The sequence below is a fragment of the Serratia sp. JSRIV002 genome, assembly GCF_019968725.1.
GTDB classification, from domain to species: Bacteria; Pseudomonadota; Gammaproteobacteria; order Enterobacterales; family Enterobacteriaceae; genus Chania; species Chania fonticola_B.
Genome location: NZ_CP074143.1, coordinates 426,377 through 445,990, shown reverse-complemented (window position 1 = coordinate 445,990; position 19,614 = coordinate 426,377). Strand labels below are relative to the sequence as shown.

15 protein-coding genes and 1 riboswitch are annotated in these 19,614 nt (G+C 54.6%); of the genes, 6 read left to right on the top strand and 9 right to left on the bottom strand.

The features are described 5' to 3' along the window. The first annotated feature begins 12 nt into the window (after positions 1-12). A riboswitch (TPP riboswitch) is annotated at positions 13-135 on the top strand. A gap of 117 nt (positions 136-252) precedes the next feature. The 6 genes from thiC to thiH are packed head-to-tail and all read left to right on the top strand — an operon-like array spanning position 253 to position 5,722. Continuing rightward, positions 253-2,196, top strand: a complete 1,944-nt coding sequence (gene thiC, locus KGP26_RS01950) for a phosphomethylpyrimidine synthase ThiC (protein ID WP_074032210.1) — start codon at positions 253-255, stop codon at positions 2,194-2,196. Beyond that, a complete protein-coding gene (thiE, locus tag KGP26_RS01945; protein WP_098929066.1) occupies positions 2,189-2,842 on the top strand; it encodes a thiamine phosphate synthase in 654 nt (217 codons plus the stop codon). The genes thiC and thiE overlap by 8 nt, the downstream gene beginning before the upstream one ends. Then, complete coding sequence (locus tag KGP26_RS01940) at positions 2,832-3,581, top strand: HesA/MoeB/ThiF family protein (RefSeq protein WP_223664952.1); 750 nt, start codon at positions 2,832-2,834, stop codon at positions 3,579-3,581. Before thiE ends, KGP26_RS01940 begins: the two co-directional genes overlap by 11 nt. Next, positions 3,578-3,778 (top strand): sulfur carrier protein ThiS, encoded by a 201-nt coding sequence (gene thiS, locus KGP26_RS01935; protein ID WP_024531023.1) that lies wholly within the window; start codon positions 3,578-3,580, stop codon positions 3,776-3,778. Before KGP26_RS01940 ends, thiS begins: the two co-directional genes overlap by 4 nt. A 1-nt stretch (position 3,779) precedes the next feature. Continuing rightward, complete coding sequence (locus KGP26_RS01930; protein WP_223664951.1) at positions 3,780-4,559, top strand: thiazole synthase; 780 nt, start codon at positions 3,780-3,782, stop codon at positions 4,557-4,559. Continuing rightward, positions 4,559-5,722, top strand: coding sequence for a 2-iminoacetate synthase ThiH (thiH, locus tag KGP26_RS01925; protein ID WP_223664950.1), 1,164 nt, complete (start codon positions 4,559-4,561; stop codon positions 5,720-5,722). Before KGP26_RS01930 ends, thiH begins: the two co-directional genes overlap by 1 nt. Before the next feature lie 178 nt (positions 5,723-5,900). Here the strand turns inward: thiH and shiA are convergent, their stop codons facing one another. From shiA to secE, 9 genes are all read right to left on the bottom strand, one after another. Next, entirely contained in the window at positions 5,901-7,247 is a 1,347-nt protein-coding gene (gene shiA, locus KGP26_RS01920; RefSeq protein WP_223664949.1) for a shikimate transporter, read from the bottom strand. 109 nt (positions 7,248-7,356) lie between these two features. Next, the gene (gene rpoC / locus KGP26_RS01915) at positions 7,357-11,580 is read right to left on the bottom strand and encodes a DNA-directed RNA polymerase subunit beta' (RefSeq protein WP_021808068.1); all 4,224 of its coding nucleotides are present in this window, start codon (positions 11,578-11,580) and stop codon (positions 7,357-7,359) included. 118 nt (positions 11,581-11,698) lie between these two features. Continuing rightward, positions 11,699-15,727 (bottom strand): DNA-directed RNA polymerase subunit beta, encoded by a 4,029-nt coding sequence (gene rpoB, locus KGP26_RS01910; protein WP_021182159.1) that lies wholly within the window; start codon positions 15,725-15,727, stop codon positions 11,699-11,701. 332 nt (positions 15,728-16,059) lie between these two features. Further along, positions 16,060-16,425 (bottom strand): 50S ribosomal protein L7/L12, encoded by a 366-nt coding sequence (gene rplL, locus KGP26_RS01905; protein WP_021182158.1) that lies wholly within the window; start codon positions 16,423-16,425, stop codon positions 16,060-16,062. A 65-nt stretch (positions 16,426-16,490) separates the two neighbouring features. After that, positions 16,491-16,988: a 50S ribosomal protein L10 gene (gene rplJ, locus KGP26_RS01900; protein ID WP_021182157.1), complete on the bottom strand. Its 498-nt coding sequence runs from the start codon at positions 16,986-16,988 to the stop codon at positions 16,491-16,493. A gap of 330 nt (positions 16,989-17,318) precedes the next feature. Next, positions 17,319-18,023: a 50S ribosomal protein L1 gene (gene rplA, locus KGP26_RS01895; RefSeq protein WP_021182156.1), complete on the bottom strand. Its 705-nt coding sequence runs from the start codon at positions 18,021-18,023 to the stop codon at positions 17,319-17,321. A gap of 3 nt (positions 18,024-18,026) precedes the next feature. Beyond that, positions 18,027-18,455, bottom strand: coding sequence for a 50S ribosomal protein L11 (gene rplK, locus KGP26_RS01890; RefSeq protein WP_021182155.1), 429 nt, complete (start codon positions 18,453-18,455; stop codon positions 18,027-18,029). 157 nt (positions 18,456-18,612) lie between these two features. After that, positions 18,613-19,158, bottom strand: a complete 546-nt coding sequence (gene nusG / locus KGP26_RS01885) for a transcription termination/antitermination protein NusG (RefSeq protein WP_021182154.1) — start codon at positions 19,156-19,158, stop codon at positions 18,613-18,615. Position 19,159: 1 nt separating this feature from the next. Beyond that, positions 19,160-19,543: a preprotein translocase subunit SecE gene (gene secE / locus KGP26_RS01880; RefSeq protein WP_021182153.1), complete on the bottom strand. Its 384-nt coding sequence runs from the start codon at positions 19,541-19,543 to the stop codon at positions 19,160-19,162. Positions 19,544-19,614 lie beyond the last annotated feature (71 nt).

Here is a 19,614-nt window from a genome sequence, read left to right as displayed (position 1 = left end):
CTCTTATACTGAGGGCTCTTGTCGGAGTGCCTAGCGCTGATTTTTCATCAAATTAGCCAGGCTGAGACCGTTAATTCGGGATCCGCGGAACCTGATCGGGTTAATACCCGCGAAGGGAACAAGAGTAATCTATCGCCATAGGCAAGATGCTCCCACCAGGGGCTGTGCCTGCCTTACCGGCTACCATCATTACTCCCTCCGAGCTCCAGACAAGCAATTTTCCACACATCACTCCACTGATAGGAATTTGCTATGTCTACCGTGAACCAACCTCGTGCCCGTAAACAACAGCGTGACCAGGCGCAAGATTTTATCGACTCTCTGCAAGGCGTTACCTTCCCCAACTCACAGCGGATCTATCTCGCGGGTTCGCGCAGCGATATCCAGGTACCGATGCGTGAGATCCAGCTCAGCCCGACGCTGATCGGCGGCAACAAAGACCAGCCCCAATATGAACAGAACGAACCCATTCCGGTGTATGACACCGCAGGGCCGTATGGCGATCCGCAGGCGGTGCTCGACGTACATCGTGGCTTGGCAAAAGTACGAGCGAGCTGGATCGCCGAACGTGCCGATACCGAAGCGTTAAGCGGTGTCAGTTCCGGCTTCACCCAACAGCGATTGGCCGACGTTGGGTTAGACCATCTGCGCTTTGAGCACCTGCCGCTGCCCCGCAAAGCCCTGCCGGGTAAATGTGTTACGCAACTGCATTACGCTCGCGCCGGTATTGTCACCCCAGAGATGGAGTTTATCGCCATTCGCGAAAATATGGGCCGCGAGCGCATTCGTGGTGAAGTGCTGCGCCACCAGCATCCTGGCCAGAGCTGGGGCGCTCATCTGCCGGAAAACATCACGCCGGAATTTGTGCGCCAGGAAGTGGCCGCTGGCCGCGCCATCATTCCCGCCAACATCAACCACCCGGAATCCGAGCCGATGATTATTGGCCGTAATTTCCTGGTGAAGGTGAATGCCAATATCGGCAACTCGGCGGTTACTTCTTCGATCGAAGAGGAAGTCGAGAAGCTGGTGTGGTCAACCCGCTGGGGCGCTGACACCGTGATGGACCTCTCCACTGGCCGCTATATCCACGAAACCCGTGAATGGATCCTGCGTAACAGCCCGGTGCCGATTGGTACGGTACCGATCTATCAGGCGCTGGAAAAAGTGAACGGCGTGGCGGAGAACCTGACCTGGGAAATGTTCCGAGATACCCTGCTGGAACAGGCTGAGCAAGGCGTCGATTACTTCACCATTCACGCCGGGGTGTTGCTGCGCTATGTGCCGATGACCGCCAAACGCCTGACCGGCATTGTCTCCCGTGGCGGCTCGATCATGGCGAAGTGGTGCCTGTCGCATCATCAGGAAAACTTCCTCTATCAGCACTTCCGCGAGATCTGCGAAATTTGCGCCGCTTACGATGTCTCGCTGTCACTCGGCGACGGCCTGCGCCCGGGTTCGATCCAGGATGCCAATGACGAAGCGCAATTCGCTGAGCTGCATACGCTGGGTGAACTGACCAAGGTTGCCTGGGAATATGACGTACAGGTGATGATCGAAGGCCCTGGCCACGTGCCGATGCAGATGATCCGCCGCAACATGACCGAGGAGCTGGAACATTGCCATGAAGCACCGTTCTACACGCTAGGGCCATTGACCACCGATATCGCACCGGGTTACGACCATTTCACCTCCGGGATCGGCGCGGCAATGATCGGCTGGTTCGGCTGTGCGATGCTGTGCTACGTGACGCCGAAGGAACATCTGGGGTTGCCTAACAAGGAAGATGTGAAACAGGGGCTGATCACCTACAAGATCGCCGCTCACGCCGCCGACTTGGCGAAAGGTCATCCGGGCGCACAGATCCGCGATAACGCCATGTCCAAGGCGCGCTTTGAATTCCGTTGGGAAGATCAGTTCAACCTGGCGCTGGATCCACAAACCGCCCGTGCCTATCACGACGAAACGCTGCCGCAAGAATCCGGCAAGATCGCCCACTTCTGCTCCATGTGTGGGCCGAAGTTCTGCTCGATGAAGATTTCCCAGGAAGTGCGTGACTATGCCGCCGCACAAGAGGCTGCCAAACCGATCGAAGTGCAACTGACCGGGATGGAGAAAATGTCGGCTGAATTCCGCTCACGCGGCAGCGAGCTGTACCACAGTGCGGCCAATTTGCAGGAGGAGATAAATAATGACTAACCTCACCTCTCCCTTCCCTGCAACACCGCACAAGCTGGGTTTATACCCGGTCGTCGACAGTGTTGAATGGATCGCCCGCCTGCTGGAGGCAGGCGTTACCACTATCCAACTACGCATCAAAGATCTGCCAGACGAGCAAGTGGAGGCCGATATTGCCGCCGCTATAGCCCTTGGCAAACGCTATCAGGCCCGGTTGTTTATCAATGATTATTGGCGGCTGGCGATCAAACATGGGGCCTATGGCGTACACCTGGGCCAGGAGGATTTAGACACCACCGATCTGGCGGCCATCCATCGGGCAGGATTGCGCTTGGGCGTTTCCACCCATGACGATGCCGAGCTGGCCCGGGCGATCGCCGTCAAACCTTCCTATATCGCACTGGGGCATATCTTCCCAACGCAAACCAAGGAAATGCCCTCTGAGCCGCAAGGCTTGGCCGAGTTGCAACGCCACGTCGCCGGATTACAGCAGTATCCAACAGTAGCCATTGGCGGGATCAGCATCGAGCGCGTCCCCGCCGTGCTGGCCTGCGGCGTTGGCAGCGTGGCCGTGGTCAGCGCCATCACCCAGGCATCAGACTGGCGCGCCGCTACGGCAACGCTGCTGCAACTGATTGAAGGCAAGGAGTCATGCGATGCTCAATGACCAAGAGTTCTTGCGCTACAGCCGGCAACTGCTGCTGGAAGACGTCGGCCCCGAGGGGCAGGAAAAGCTGAGACAAGCCACGGTGCTGATCGTCGGATTAGGAGGGTTAGGCTCCCCGGCAGCGCTGTATTTGGCTGCCGCTGGCGTTGGTACCTTGCTGTTGGCCGATGATGACCAGCTCCACCTTACCAATCTGCAACGGCAAATTCTGTACCGCACCGGTGATATCGGCACCAACAAGGCTCAGTTGGCAAAGCAGCATTTGCAAGCGCTGAACCCTCTGGTGGAGTCGATCACGCTGGAGCAACGCCTGCAAGGGGCAACGCTGAGCGATGCGGTCGCCCGTGCCGATCTGGTGCTCGATTGCAGTGACAACATGGCCACCCGTCATGCGGTGAATGCCGCCTGCATCCAAGCCTGCGTACCGTTGATCAGCGGCAGCGCGGTGGGGTTCAGCGGCCAGTTGCTGGTTATCGAACCGCCCTATGCCCATGGCTGTTATGTCTGCCTCTACCCGGAGCAAACCGAACCGCAGCGCAACTGCCGCACGGCGGGCGTACTAGGCCCAGTCGTTGGCGTGATCGGCACGCTACAGGCGCTGGAAGCGATAAAAATGCTGGCTGGAATACCCTCCTCCCTTAGCGGCAAGCTGCGCCTGTTCGACGGCAAGCAGCAAAGCTGGAGCACCCTGCAACTGAGCAAAGCCAACACCTGCCCCCTCTGCGGAGAGCCAGCATGAAGATTACGCTCAACGATCAACCGCTGGAGCTGGAGCAGCCGTTAAGCATCGGCGCGTTGCTCGAACGGCTGGAACGCCACCAGCCAGGCTGCGCCTTGGCGATCAATCAGGTCATCATTCCACGCAACGACTGGGCCACCCGTCAGGTGCAGGACGGTGATGATATCTTGCTGTTTCAAGCGATTGCCGGAGGCTGACATGCTGCAAATCGCCGATACCACCTTTACCTCACGCCTGTTTACCGGCACGGGGAAATTCGCCACGCCCGAGTTAATGCTGGCTGCGCTACAAGCCTCCGGCTCACAACTGGTCACTATGGCGATGAAACGCGTCGACCTGCGAGGCGGGAATGACGCCATTCTGGCACCGCTACAACGGTTGGGCGTGAAATTACTCCCCAACACTTCTGGGGCAAAAACGGCAGATGAGGCGGTGTTTGCCGCCCGGCTGGCGCGCGAAGCGCTGGGGACTCACTGGGTCAAACTGGAAATACACCCAGAGGTGAAATACCTGCTGCCAGATCCGATCGAAACGCTCAAGGCGGCGGAAACCCTGGTCAAACAGGGCTTTGTGGTACTGCCTTACTGCGGTGCCGATCCGGTGCTGTGTAAGCGGTTGGAGGAAGCGGGTTGTGCCGCCGTGATGCCACTCGGCGCGCCAATCGGTTCTAACCGTGGCTTACTGACACGCGATTTCCTTGAGATCATCGTTGAACAAGCCAAAGTGCCGGTAGTGATTGATGCCGGGATCGGTGCCCCAAGCCACGCGTTAGAGGCGATGGAACTGGGAGCCGATGCGGTACTGGTCAATACCGCCATCGCCGTGGCGCGAGATCCGGTGCAAATGGCCCAGGCTTTCCGCCTGGCGCTAGAGGCCGGAGAGCTAGCACGCAACTCCGGGCTAGGCAGCCGCCAGTCGATCGCCGCCGCATCAAGTCCTCTGACGGCGTTTCTCAGTCATTCAGAGGAGACACGCTGATGGCCAGTGATTTTAGCGAGCGCCTGCTAGAGTGGGATTGGGATGACCTGACGCTGCGCATTAACAGCAAAACGGCGCGTGACGTTGAGCAGGCACTCAATAGCCCCAAGCTGACGCGGGAGGATTTTATGGCACTGATCTCCCCTGCCGCAGCCCCCTATCTGGAGCCCTTGGCGCAACGAGCACAGCAGCTCACCCGCCAGCGTTTCGGTAACGTGGTGAGCTTTTATGTGCCGTTATATCTTTCTAACCTGTGTGCCAACGATTGTACCTACTGCGGTTTTTCGATGAGTAACCACCTCAAGCGCAAAACGCTGGATGCAGCAGAGATCGAACGGGAATGTGCGGCCATCAAGGCGCTAGGGTTTGAGCATCTGCTGCTGGTGACCGGGGAACATCAGCGCAAAGTCGGCATGGATTACTTCCGCCAGCATCTGCCCGCCATTCGCCACCATTTCAGTTCGCTGATGATGGAGGTGCAGCCTCTGGCACAACAAGACTACGCCGAGCTGAAAACCCTTGGGCTGGACGGTGTGTTGGTCTATCAGGAAACCTATCATCCCGCGACCTATCAGCAACACCATCTGCGTGGCCAGAAACAGGATTTTCATTGGCGGTTGAGTACGCCGGATCGTCTGGGGCGCGCCGGGATCGACAAGATCGGCCTGGGGGCGTTGATCGGGCTTTCCAGCAGTTGGCGCACGGACTGCTATCTGCTGGCGGAGCATCTGTTTTATCTGCAACAGACTTACTGGCAGAGCCGTTACTCCATCTCGTTCCCTCGCCTGCGGCCCTGCGCCGGTGGTATTGAGCCGGCCTCGATCATGAGTGAACCGCAACTGGTACAGTTGATCTGTGCTTTCCGGTTATTCGCTCCTGACGTTGAGCTTTCATTATCTACGCGGGAGTCGGCCTTCTTCCGCGACAATATGATCCCGGTAGCCATCAACAGCGTCAGTGCCGGTTCCAAAACCCAGCCGGGTGGCTATGCCGACGATGTACCGCCAGAGCTGGAACAGTTCGAACCGCACGACAGCCGAACGCCGCAGCAGGTGGCACAGGCAATCGGTGCCGCGGGGCTACAGCCGGTGTGGAAAGATTGGGATAATTATCTGGGACGCGCTACGCAACTGCCTGCAACGGTTGCACCATCAAGCCAATAGGTCTGGAAACACTATGCAAATCCGCCAAGGCGAGCTGGCAGGGAAAAATGGCCTGGTTATAGTGGCGGTGTTGGCAAGCGTTCCTAAGCCAACCAAGGTTATCTCCCCCTCTTGATAACCTTGCTTACCAAACGCCGGAGCGTGCGGGGACTGGCCGCACGCTTCCGGTTCCTCTGCTTTATTCGGCCGTCTGGGGTTTCATACGCAGACCTACAATGGCCGAAAGCAAACATCCCAGCGCCAGATAGGCGGCAACCAGATGCCAGGAGCCGTCCATCAACTCCACCAGCAACACGGCAATAAACGGCGTGAAGCCCCCGCCGACCACGCTTGCGACCTGATAACCCACTCCAGCACCGCTATAACGGTATGCCGTGCCGAACAGTTCGGTAAACATTGGCTGCTGCACGCTAACCAGCATGTCGTGCGCCATATTTCCCAGCATGATGGCAAAGAAGATAATCATCACCGTGTTACGGCTCTCGAGCGCAATGAAAAACGGTACCGTGCTGGCAACACCAATCAATGCTCCCGTCACGTAGATCCGGCGTCTGCCAAAGCTATCGGCCAAATAGGCAAAGCAAGGGATCGAGACACAGCTCACCGCTCCCACCAACAAGCCGATATTCAGGAACAGATCCCGTGACAGGCCAAGATGGGTGGTCGAATAGTTCATGGCAAAGGCCGTGACGATATACATCGTCAGCAGTTCGCCAAAGCGTAGGGCAATGATCAACAAGAAGGCTTTGGGATTCTGGCGCAGCGCCTCAAAGATTGGGAACTTGCGGATTTTCTCGGCCCGTTCGTGCAGCGTTTTATTGGCTTCAAACTCCTGCGACTCGTCCATGCCGTTACGGATCCACCAGGCAATGGCGACCAGCACCAGGCTGAACAGGAACGGCAAACGCCAGCCCCAGCTAATAAAGTCCGCATTGCTGGTGAAGTGGCTGACGAGGGAAACCGAGCCGGTAGCCAACAGCAACCCGACGCCAAAACCAATCTGTACACCGCTGCTGTAAAAGGCTTTTCTCTTCTTCGGCGCGCTTTCTACCGCCAGCAAGGCTGCACCGCCCCATTCGCCGCCCACGGCAAACCCTTGCACCGCTCGTAGCAGTACCAGCATCACCGGGGCCCACCAGCCGACTGAATCGAAAGAGGGCAACAGGCCAATCAACGCCGTAGAGATCCCCATCATCCAGACGGTGATCATCAGCATGCGCTTACGGCCCAGCTTATCGCCAAAGTGCCCGAACACCATGCCACCTAGCGGGCGGAACAGAAAACCGACGCCAAAGGTGCCAAAGGCGGCCAGCGTGCCCATCGTTGGGCTGACCTGCGGGAAAAACTCGGTGTTAAAGACTAAAGCGGCAACTATTCCGTACAGCAGGAAGTCGTACCAATCGACTACGGCGCCAACAAAGCTTCCCCAGGCGGCACGCCGCGCCCGGCTTTGAGAGTACTGGGTTGGTGAGGTTATTTCGCTGTTGGCAGCGCGGCTGCCACTGACTGAAGTTGAGGTGTCCATGCCTGTTCCGTTATTTTAACTTTACAGCACTGTACAACAAAAAGCCCCGGCTAGGATAGCCAGGGCTTTAGTCATTCACTGCAAAACGTACAGTCAGGGATCAGGTGACTTATTCGTCACTGCCACCCAGGTTGCCAGCGTTGAGCAATTCGGCCAGGTTGGCTGTCGCTTCTTCCGCGCTAACCAGCGGAACAACCGGAGTTTCACCCAGAGCCTTACGGCGCATACGATCCTGGTGATAAGCGTAACCGGTACCGGCTGGGATCAGACGGCCCACGATCACGTTCTCTTTCAGGCCGCGCAGTTCATCACGCTTACCGGCAACAGCCGCTTCGGTGAGAACGCGCGTCGTTTCTTGGAACGATGCAGCAGAGATGAAGGACTCGGTCGCCAAGGAAGCCTTGGTGATACCCAGCAGATCGCGTGAGAAGGTTGCTTCGATCTTGCCTTCAGCAGCAAGTTTACGGTTAGCAATCTTGACGCGTGATACTTCAGCCTGTTCGCCTTCCAGGAACTCGGTGCTACCAGCGCTAACGATGGTCCCTTTACGCAGCATCTGACGAACGATAACTTCGATGTGTTTATCGTTAATCTTAACGCCTTGCAGACGGTAAACTTCCTGCACTTCGTTGGTGATGTAGCGGGTAACCGCATGCACACCACGCAGACGCAGAATGTCATGTGGAGATTCTGGGCCGTCAGAAACAACGTCACCACGTTCCACAATTTCACCTTCGAACACGTTGAGCTGACGCCATTTAGGGATCATCTCTTCGTAAGCGTCGCTGCCGTCCAGTGGAGAGATTACCAGGCGACGTTTGCCTTTGGTCTCTTTACCGAACGAGATAATCCCGCTGATTTCAGCCAGGATTGCCGGCTCTTTCGGACGACGTGCTTCGAACAGATCCGCAACGCGTGGCAGACCACCGGTAATATCCTTGGTACCGCCGGATTCCTGAGGAATACGCGCCAAGGTATCACCCGCACCGATCTGAATGCCGTCTTCCAGCTGCACAATCGCTTTACCCGGCAGGAAGTATTGAGCAGGCATATCAGTACCTGGGATCAATACGTCGTCGCCTTTGGCATCAACGATTTTCAGTGCCGGACGCAGGTCTTTACCGCTACCGGTACGTTCTGCGCTGTCCAGTACCACCAGAGAAGACAAACCGGTCAGTTCGTCGGTCTGGCGGGTAATGGTCTGGCCGTCAACCATATCGGCGAAGCGAATGAAACCGCTCACCTCGGTCACAACCGGCATGGTGTGTGGATCCCAGTTAGCAACGGTTTCGCCGCCGTTAACTTCTGCACCATCACCTTTGCCCATTACGGCACCGTAAGGCACTTTGTAGCTTTCTTTGGTACGGCCGAATTCGTCGATCAGCTTCAGTTCGGTATTACGCGAGGTAATGACCAGCTTGCCTGAGGCGTTCATAACGAACTTCACGTTGCTCAGCTTCAGGTTACCTTTGTTCTTCACCTGGATGCTGGATTCTGCTGCCGCACGAGATGCCGCACCACCGATGTGGAACGTACGCATCGTCAGCTGTGTACCCGGCTCACCGATGGACTGGGCCGCGATAACGCCGATAGCTTCACCTTTGTTGATGATGTGGCCACGTGCCAGGTCGCGACCATAGCAGTTGGCGCACACACCAAAGTCGGTTTCACAGCTAACTACGGAACGGACTTTAACGCTGTCGACAGAGTTCTCTTCCAACAGGTCACAGGTCTTCTCGTTCAGCAGGGTGTTACGTGGCACCAGGATGTCAGCCGTACCCGGCTTGATGACATCTTCAGCGGTCACACGACCCAGAACGCGTTCACGCAGTGGCTCTTTAACGTCACCACCTTCGATAACCGGAGTCATCATGATGCCGTTGTGAGTACCACAGTCGTCTTCGGTCACTACCAGGTCCTGCGCCACGTCAACCAGACGACGGGTCAGATAACCGGAGTTTGCCGTTTTCAGTGCGGTATCCGCCAAGCCTTTACGAGCACCGTGCGTGGAGATGAAGTACTGGAGTACGTTCAGACCTTCACGGAAGTTCGCTGTGATTGGCGTTTCGATGATGGAGCCATCTGGCTTGGCCATCAGGCCACGCATACCCGCCAACTGACGGATCTGAGCGGCAGAACCACGAGCACCGGAGTCGGCCATCATAAAGATGCTGTTGAAGGAAACTTGTTGTTCCACCACGCCGTCACGGTTAACCACGTCTTCAACCGACAGGTTTTCCATCATCGCTTTAGCAACACGTTCGTTCGCCGCAGCCCAGATATCGATCACTTTGTTGTAGCGTTCGCCCGCGGTAACCAGACCAGACTGGAACTGCTCCTGGATCTCGGCAACTTCGGTTTCCGCTTCTTCGATGATCTCTGCTTTCTTGGCTGGGATAACCATGTCATCGATACCTACGGATGCGCCTGAACGGGCAGCGTAAGCAAAACCGGTGTACATGATCTGGTCAGCGAAGATTACGGTCGGCTTCAGGCCCAGGATGCGGTAACAGGTGTTCAGCATCTTGGAGATCGCTTTCTTGCCCAGAGGCTGGTTAACGATCGAGTAAGGCAGACCTTGCGGTACGATCATCCACAGGATGGCGCGACCGATGGTGGTATCAATAATCGAAGTCTGGTGAACAGATTCACCTTCGGTATTCTTGATCTCTTCTGTAATACGCACTTTTACGCGTGCATGCAGAGAGGCCAGACCGGCGCGGTAAACGCGTTCAGCTTCTTTAGGACCCGTCAGAACCATGCCTTCGCCTTTGGCGTTAACACAGTCACGAGTCATATAGTACAGACCCAATACAACGTCCTGAGAAGGAACGATGATTGGCTCGCCGTTCGCTGGTGACAGGATGTTGTTGGTAGACATCATCAACGCACGCGCTTCCAGCTGGGCTTCCAGCGTCAACGGTACGTGAACAGCCATCTGGTCACCATCGAAGTCGGCGTTGTAGGCCGCACAAACCAGCGGGTGCAGCTGGATCGCTTTACCTTCGATCAGAACCGGTTCAAACGCCTGGATACCCAAACGGTGCAGGGTTGGTGCACGGTTCAGCAGTACCGGGTGTTCGCGGATCACTTCGTCCAGGATATCCCAAACGACAGCTTCTTCGCGCTCAACCATTTTCTTGGCGGCTTTGATCGTTGTGGCCAGGCCACGCAGTTCCAGCTTGCCGTAGATGAACGGTTTGAACAGCTCCAGTGCCATTTTCTTCGGCAGACCGCACTGATGCAGACGCAGGTATGGACCTACGGTGATAACAGAACGACCAGAGTAGTCAACACGTTTACCCAACAGGTTCTGACGGAAACGACCCTGCTTACCTTTGATCATGTCGGCCAAAGATTTCAGAGGACGCTTGTTGGAACCGGTGATGGCACGACCGCGACGGCCGTTATCCAGCAGGGCATCTACCGCTTCTTGCAGCATACGCTTTTCGTTGCGCACGATGATGTCAGGCGCAGCCAGATCCAGCAGGCGTTTCAGACGGTTGTTACGGTTGATCACGCGGCGGTACAGATCGTTCAGATCTGAAGTCGCGAAACGGCCACCATCCAGTGGAACCAATGGACGCAGATCTGGCGGCAGTACCGGCAGCACGGTCAGGATCATCCACTCTGGCTTGTTACCAGATTGCACGAACGCTTCCAGCAGCTTGATACGCTTGGTCAGCTTCTTACGCTTGGTTTCGGAGTTGGTTTCGTTCAGCTCTTCACGCAGCTGCTCACACTCGGCTTCCAGATCCATGTTTTTCAACAGGGCCTGAATAGCTTCCGCACCCATCTTGGCGTCGAATTCGTCACCAAACTCTTCCAGCGCATCCAGATACTGCTCTTCAGTCAGGATCTGACGACGCTCGAGGTTGGTCATACCGCCTTCTACTACCACGTAGGATTCGAAGTACAGTACACGTTCGATGTCACGCAGCGGCATATCCAGCAGCAAACCGATGCGCGAAGGCAGCGATTTCAGGAACCAGATGTGCGCAGTCGGAGAAGCCAGTTCGATGTGGCCCATACGCTCACGGCGTACTTTGGTCTGGGTCACTTCAACGCCGCACTTCTCACAGATCACGCCGCGGTGTTTCAAGCGCTTGTACTTACCGCACAGGCACTCGTAATCTTTTACCGGCCCAAAGATACGGGCGCAGAAAAGGCCGTCACGCTCAGGTTTGAACGTACGGTAGTTAATGGTTTCCGGCTTTTTAACTTCACCGAACGACCATGAACGGATCATGTCTGGCGATGCCAGAGCAATCTTGATCGCATCAAACTCTTCGGTCTTAGTTTGCGCTTTCAGAAACTTTAATAAGTCTTTCACGGATTGGCTCCTGTCGGAGTTAAACCTGTTGGGAGCACGCTGACAAATCGTGCGCCCGTGTGACCTGAACAACCACCCTCTGGCTCCCTAAGGTCGGGAGCCAGAGCTGGAATAGCGATTAGTCGCCTTCCAGTTCGATGTTGATACCCAGCGAGCGGATTTCTTTCAACAGTACGTTGAAGGACTCCGGCATGCCTGGTTCCATACGGTGATCGCCATCCACGATGTTTTTGTACATCTTGGTACGGCCGTTGACGTCATCCGACTTAACGGTAAGCATTTCCTGCAAGGTGTAAGCTGCGCCGTATGCTTCCAGCGCCCACACTTCCATCTCACCGAAGCGCTGACCACCGAATTGCGCCTTACCACCCAGCGGCTGCTGAGTAACCAAGCTGTAAGAACCGGTAGAACGCGCGTGCATCTTATCGTCAACCAAGTGGTTCAGTTTCAGCATGTACATATAGCCGACGGTTACCTGGCGCTCGAACTGCTCGCCGGTACGGCCATCAAACAGCGTAATCTGACCTGAAGTCGGGATACCGCCCATTTCCAGCAGTTGCTTGATTTCTGACTCTTTCGCACCATCGAAGACTGGGGTTGCGATCGGCATACCTTTTTTCAGGTTCTCTGCCAGACGCAAGACTTCGTCGTCGGTGAAGGTGTTCAGGTCAACTTTCTGGCAAACGCCGTCACCCAGATCGTAAGCCTTCTGGATGAATTCACGCAGCTTGGCCACTTCCTGGTGCTGCTTGAGCATTTGGTTGATCTTCTCACCAATGCCTTTCGCCGCCATACCCAGGTGAGTTTCCAGGATCTGACCGATGTTCATACGCGATGGAACGCCCAGCGGGTTCAGAACGATGTCAACCGGCGTACCGTTTTCATCGTAAGGCATATCTTCGATCGGGTTGATCTTGGAGATAACACCCTTGTTACCGTGGCGGCCTGCCATCTTGTCACCCGGTTGGATCTGACGCTTAACGGCCAGATACACCTTGACGATTTTCAGCACGCCTGGTGCCAGATCGTCGCCTTGGGTGATCTTACGACGCTTGGCATCCAGCTTCTTCTCGAAGTCGGATTTCAGTTCGTCGTACTGCTCTGCCAGCTGCTCCAGCTGGTTTTGCTTGTCTTCGTCGGTCAGGCCCAGTTCCAACCAGCGATCGCGTGGCAGTTTGCTCAGCTTCTCGGCTTCGATACCACCAGAAACCAGTACCGCATGGATACGAGCGAACAGGCCAGCTTCCAGGATCTGCAGTTCTTCAGTCAGGTCTTTCTTCGCCTGCTTCAGCTGCATCTCTTCGATTTCCAACGCACGCTTGTCTTTGTCCACGCCATCGCGGGTAAAGACCTGCACGTCGATAACCGTACCGGAAACGCCGTTTGGTACGCGCAGAGAAGAGTCTTTAACGTCAGACGCTTTCTCACCGAAGATCGCACGCAGCAGCTTCTCTTCTGGCGTCAGCTGGGTTTCACCTTTCGGCGTTACCTTACCAACCAGAATGTCGCCACCGGTCACTTCTGCACCGATATACACGATACCGGACTCATCCAGCTTGGAGAGCGCTGCTTCACCCACGTTAGGGATGTCGGCGGTGATCTCTTCCGGCCCCAGTTTGGTGTCGCGAGACACGCAAGCCAGTTCCTGGATGTGGATGGTGGTGAAGCGATCTTCCTGTACTACACGCTCGGAGACCAAGATGGAGTCTTCGAAGTTGTAGCCGTTCCAAGGCATGAACGCGACGCGCATGTTCTGACCCAATGCCAGTTCACCCAGGTCTGTAGACGGGCCATCTGCCAGCACGTCGCCGCGCTCGATTGGCTCACCCAGATTCACACAAGGCATCTGGTTGATACAGGTGTTCTGGTTAGAACGGGTGTACTTGGTCAGGTTATAAATATCGATACCTGCTTCGCCCGGGTACATCTCGTCTTCGTTAACTTTGATAACGATACGGGAAGCATCCACGTACTGGATCACACCACCACGTTTGGCTACGGCAGTAACACCGGAGTCAACCGCTACGGCACGTTCCATACCGGTACCTACCAGCGGCTTGTCAGCACGCAGGGTTGGCACCGCTTGACGTTGCATGTTCGCACCCATCAATGCACGGTTGGCGTCATCGTGTTCCAGGAATGGGATCAGTGAAGCACCAACGGAGACAACCTGCTGGGTTGATACGTCCATATAGTCAACCTGGTCGCGGCTAAACAGGCTTGATTCGCCTTTGCTACGACAGGTAACCAGGTCTTCTTCAAAGCGGCCTTCTTCGTCCAGGTTGGAGTTCGCCTGAGCGATAACGAAGTTGCCTTCTTCAATAGCAGACAGATAGTTGATTTCATCGGTCACCACGCCGTCACGCACGCGGCGGTACGGGGTTTCCAGGAAGCCATACTCGTTGGTCTGTGCGTACACGGACAAGGAGTTGATCAGACCGATGTTTGGACCTTCCGGCGTTTCGATTGGGCACACGCGACCGTAGTGAGTCGGGTGTACGTCTCGAACTTCAAAGCCGGCACGTTCACGGGTCAGACCGCCTGGGCCCAATGCAGAGATACGACGTTTGTGCGTGATCTCGGACAACGGGTTGTTCTGGTCCATAAACTGGGACAGCTGGCTTGAACCGAAGAACTCTTTCACCGCCGCCGAAATTGGCTTGGCGTTGATCATGTCCTGAGGCATCAGGGTATCCAGATCGCCCAGGGACAGACGTTCTTTCACCGCACGCTCAACACGTACCAGACCGACACGGAACTGGTTCTCGGCCATTTCGCCAACGGAACGGATACGACGGTTGCCCAAGTGGTCGATATCGTCCACTTCGCCTTTACCGTTACGGATATCGATGAGCTTCTTCATCACTTCGATGATGTCGTCTTTGCTCAGGATGCCCGAACCTTCGATCTCGTCACGCAGCAGAGAACGGTTGAACTTCATCCGGCCAACCGCAGACAGATCGTAGCGGTCTTCAGAGAAGAACAGGTTCTCGAACAGGCTTTCCGCCGCTTCACGCGTTGGTGGCTCACCAGGGCGCATCATGCGGTAGATTTCTACCAGAGCGCTCAGACGATCGCTGGTTGGGTCGACACGTACGGTTTCAGAGATGTACGCACCGTGGTCCAGATCGTTGGTGAACAGCGTTTCGATACGCTTGTGGCCTGACTGGCTCAGCTTGGCCAACAGATCCAGTGACAGCTCCATGTTGGCTGCACAGATCAATTCGCCGGTATTGGTATCGATATAGTCCTTCGCGACCACTTTGCCCGCGATGTACTCAACCGGTACTTCAATGCTGCGAATTTCGTCTTTTTCGAGCTGACGGATATGACGAGCGGTGATACGGCGTGCTTTCTCAACGTAGATCTTACCGTTGGCTTCGATATCGAAGGACGCAGTTTCACCACGCAGACGCTCTGGAACCAGCTCCATCTGCAGCTTGTTATCACGGATCTCGAAAACAATTTTCTCAAAGAACAGGTCAAGGATCTGCTCAGTGGTGTAGCTCAGCGCGCGCAGAATAATGGTCGCAGGCAGTTTGCGGCGACGGTCGATACGCACGAACAGGTTGTCTTTCGGGTCAAACTCGAAATCCAGCCATGAGCCACGGTAAGGGATGATACGTGCGTTATACAGCACTTTGCCCGAGGAGTGGGTTTTGCCCTTATCGCTGTCGAAGAACACACCAGGACTACGATGCAGCTGGGATACGATAACCCTCTCAGTACCGTTAATGACAAAGGTACCGTTTTCGGTCATGAGCGGAATTTCGCCCATATAGACTTCTTGTTCCTTGATGTCTTTGACCGTACCTTCTGGTGCTTCACGTTCGTAGATGACCAGGCGCAGTTTTACGCGCAGCGGTGCAGAGTACGTCACACCACGGATCTGGCACTCTTTAACGTCAAACACCGGCTCACCAAGACGGTAGCTAACGTATTGCAGCTCCGAATTGCCACTGTAGCTCTGGATCGGGAAAACAGAACGGAATGCGGCTTCTAAGCCGTATTGCCCTTCTGGATCTTGCTCGATAAATTTCTGGAACGAGTCAAGCTGGATAGAAAGGAGATAAGGTATGTCCAAAACTTGTGGACGCTTACCAAAATCCTTACGAATACGTTTCTTCTCGGTATAGGAGTAAACCATAGGGTTCCTCAGCTCGCTGGAAAGTCGAACCTATTGTCCGTCCGGGTAGGGGACGGTTCATGCAACACCGTTTTGTTGACCGGAAAGCGAGAACACTTTCCGCAATACTCGTTTCTATCACGCTTAAATCATTTCATTGCCGTGGCGGCAGATTCGGCTGCGGCGCAGAGGGCAGTATATTAAGTCGTCGATAGAAAGAAATATTGGGGTTAGCCAGTAGTCAAACAGTGTGAAACTCTACTGACGCCCTACAGCGCAAAAAGGCTGGTGACCAAAAAGTCACCAGCCATCAGTCTGTTAGTTAAAACAGACTGCACTCCAAAAGCAGTGGCTTATTTAACTTCAACTTCAGCGCCAGCTTCTTCCAGAGCTTTTTTCAGTGCTTCAGCGTCGTCTTTGCTGATGCCTTCTTTCAGTGCTGCTGGTGCAGACTCAACCAGGTCTTTAGCTTCTTTCAGACCCAGGCCAGTTGCGCCACGTACTGCTTTGATTACTGCAACTTTGTTCGCGCCGATACCTTTCAGTACAACGTCGAATTCAGTTTTTTCTTCAGCAGCTTCAACAGCAGCAGCAGGACCTGCAGCTACAGCAGCAGCAGAAACACCGAACTTCTCTTCCATAGCGGCGATCAGTTCAACGATTTCCATTACAGACAGGGCTGCAACGCCTTCGATAATTTGGTCTTTAGTGATAGACATAACAAAAGTTCCTAAAATTCAGAAATAGTTTAAATACGTAAGCAAAGGCTAAGAAAGAGAGAGGCTTATGCCGCTTCTTTCTGATCGCGTACTGCAGCCAGAGTGCGAACCAATTTGCCAGCAGCGGCTTCTTTCATGGTTGCCATCAGGCGTGCGATTGCTTCATCGTAAGTAGGCAGCGTTGCCAAGCGGTCGATTTGTGCCGCAGGGATCAGCTCACCTTCAAAGGCCGCAGCTTTAACCTCAAATTTTGCATTCGCTTTCGCGAACTCTTTGAACAGACGAGCAGCAGCGCCCGGGTGTTCAGTAGAGAATGCAATCAAGGTAGGACCGACAAACGTGTCTTTCAGGCATTCGAACGCAGTGCCTTCAACTACGCGACGCATCAAGGTGTTGCGAACAACACGCATGTAAACGCCAGCTTCACGACCTGCTTTACGCAGTTCAGTCATTTTATCAACGGTAACGCCACGAGAATCCGCAACTACCGCAGACAGCGCGCCTTTGGCTACTTCGTTGACTTCAGCAACAATCGCTTGTTTGTCTTGAAGATTTAATGCCATTAGCTTTTTGCTCCTGGATTTAGCCGGGGAAATCCCCGGAACTCACTTCACTCAACAGCTTGTGCGAACACGCGCCGTTGAGCGGCTTAACACGGTGAGCAGAATCCAGCAAAGACCATTCTTTTTAAAAAAGAAAAAATTTCTTTAGGCTCTGTCACCGTCTACGCAGGAAGGATTAAGTGCCTTGCGGCACACCTGCGGTCTTGGACGGAGGCCTGGATAGGCCAGGCTCCAACCGAAAAATCTGTTGTTCCGCACGTAGCAGAACCTTGGGGGATAAGATTCTAGATGAATCCCACCCCCAAGTCAAAGCGATTAATCACCAGGTGATTAGTTCGCTACAGCACTCAGACCGCTTTGATCGATAGCAACGCCAGCACCCATGGTGGTGGAGAGGCTAACTTTCTTGATGTACATGCCTTTTGCCTGAGATGGTTTGGCTTTTTTCAGCGCAACCAGCAGAGACTCCAGGTTTTCCTTCAGCTTGTCTGTGTCGAAATCAACCTTACCGATAGTGGTATGGATGATACCGTTTTTGTCGTTACGATAACGAACCTGACCTGCTTTAGCGTTCTTCACAGCTTCTGCAACGTTAGGAGTCACGGTACCCACTTTCGGGTTAGGCATCAGACCACGTGGACCCAGAACCTGGCCCAGTTGACCTACAACGCGCATTGCATCCGGGGAAGCAATAACCACGTCGAAGTTCATCTCGCCTTTCTTGATCAGGTCAGCCAGATCTTCCATACCTACCAGCTCTGCGCCTGCAGCTTTAGCAGCTTCAGCGTTAGGGCCCTGGGCAAATACGGCAACGCGAACGCTGCGACCGGTGCCGTGTGGCAGAACGGTAGCACCACGTACGTTTTGGTCTGATTTACGAGCGTCGATGCCGAGGTTAACGGCAACGTCAACGCTTTCTACGAATTTAGCGGTGGCCAGCTCTTTCAGCAGAGCAACAGCTTCGAGGATGTCATACTGCTTAGTAGCATCAACTTTGTCACGGATCACGCGCATGCGCTTGGTCAGCTTAGCCATTTCTTAATCCTCCACTACCAGGCCCATGGAACGAGCAGTACCTTCGATGGAGCGAATCATCGCTGCAACGTCAGAACCAGTCATGTCCGCAGCTTTGGTTTCTGCGATTTCACGAACCTGTGCACTAGTCACTTTGCCAACTTTATCTTTGTTCGGCTTGCCGGAACCAGATTTAATACCAGCCGCTTTCTTCAGCAGAACTGCTGCTGGCGGGGTTTTGGTAACGAAAGTGAAGGAGCGATCAGAATAAACTGTAATAACAACCGGGATCGGCAGGCCTTTCTCAACGCTGTCAGTTTTAGCGTTGAATGCCTTACAGAATTCCATGATGTTAACACCTTGCTGACCCAGAGCTGGACCAACTGGTGGACTTGGGTTAGCCATACCGGCTGCAACTTGCAGCTTAACGTAGGCTTGTACTTTCTTGGCCATTGAAATTTCCTCGTTTGGGTAATATCGCCTCCTGAGAGGCTCCCCGTGTTTTATCTCGCTGCAAGAGCAAGACATCTAAAAACAAAAGGCGCGAAATTATAGTTCAATCTCGCGCCTCTGACAAGCTACAAACCCGCTCGCCTTGCTGATTATTTGATCAGCCTTTTTCTACCTGGCTAAAGTCCAGTTCCACCGGCGTTGCACGGCCAAAGATGGAGACAGACACTTTCAGGCGGCTCTTCTCGTAGTCCACTTCTTCAACGACGCCGTTAAAGTCAGCAAATGGACCATCGTTGACGCGCACCAGTTCACCCGGCTCGAACATCGTTTTCGGACGTGGCTTATCACCAGCCTGCTGCAGGCGGTTCATAATCGCGTCCACTTCTTTATCGCTGATCGGTGCAGGACGATCGGAAGTTCCACCGATGAAGCCCATAACACGAGGAACACTGCGCACCAAGTGCCAGCTGGCGTCATTCATCACCATCTGAACCAGTACATAGCCAGGGAAGAATTTACGCTCACTCTTACGACGCAGACCACCACGGATCTCCACCACTTCTTCGGTGGGAACCATGACTTCGCCGAACAGCTCTTCCATATCGTGCAGTTTGATATGTTCACGCAGCGATTGCGCTACGCGACCTTCAAAACCGGAAAACGCCTGAACGACGTACCAGCGTTTTTTTGGGGCTTCAGACATTTTAGAACCTCAGGCCAGTAATAAACGATACCAGACGGACCAATATACCATCCAGGCCCCACAGAATCAGTGACATCACGGCGGTTACCGCGGCAACGATCAACGTGGTGTGTAACGTTTCCTGACGAGTTGGCCAGATCACTTTACGTACTTCAGTACGTGCTTCGCGCGCAAACGCAACGGTGGCTTTGCCTTTAGTGGTCATCAATGCCACTGCACCAGCAACGGCAATAACCACGACAACGGCCAACGCACGCAGCGGCAGGCTGAAATCACGGTAGTAATAGTTACCGACGATAGCCACAACCAACAGAACGGCGACGATTGACCACTTGGCCGCTTCAAGGCCGCGCCCGCTCCCTTGAGCCTCGGTATTCGCACTCATAAACCAACCTGTCACTAATGATTCGAACAAACAACTTTGCCTCGCAATGCGAGGCAAACCAAACCGAACAG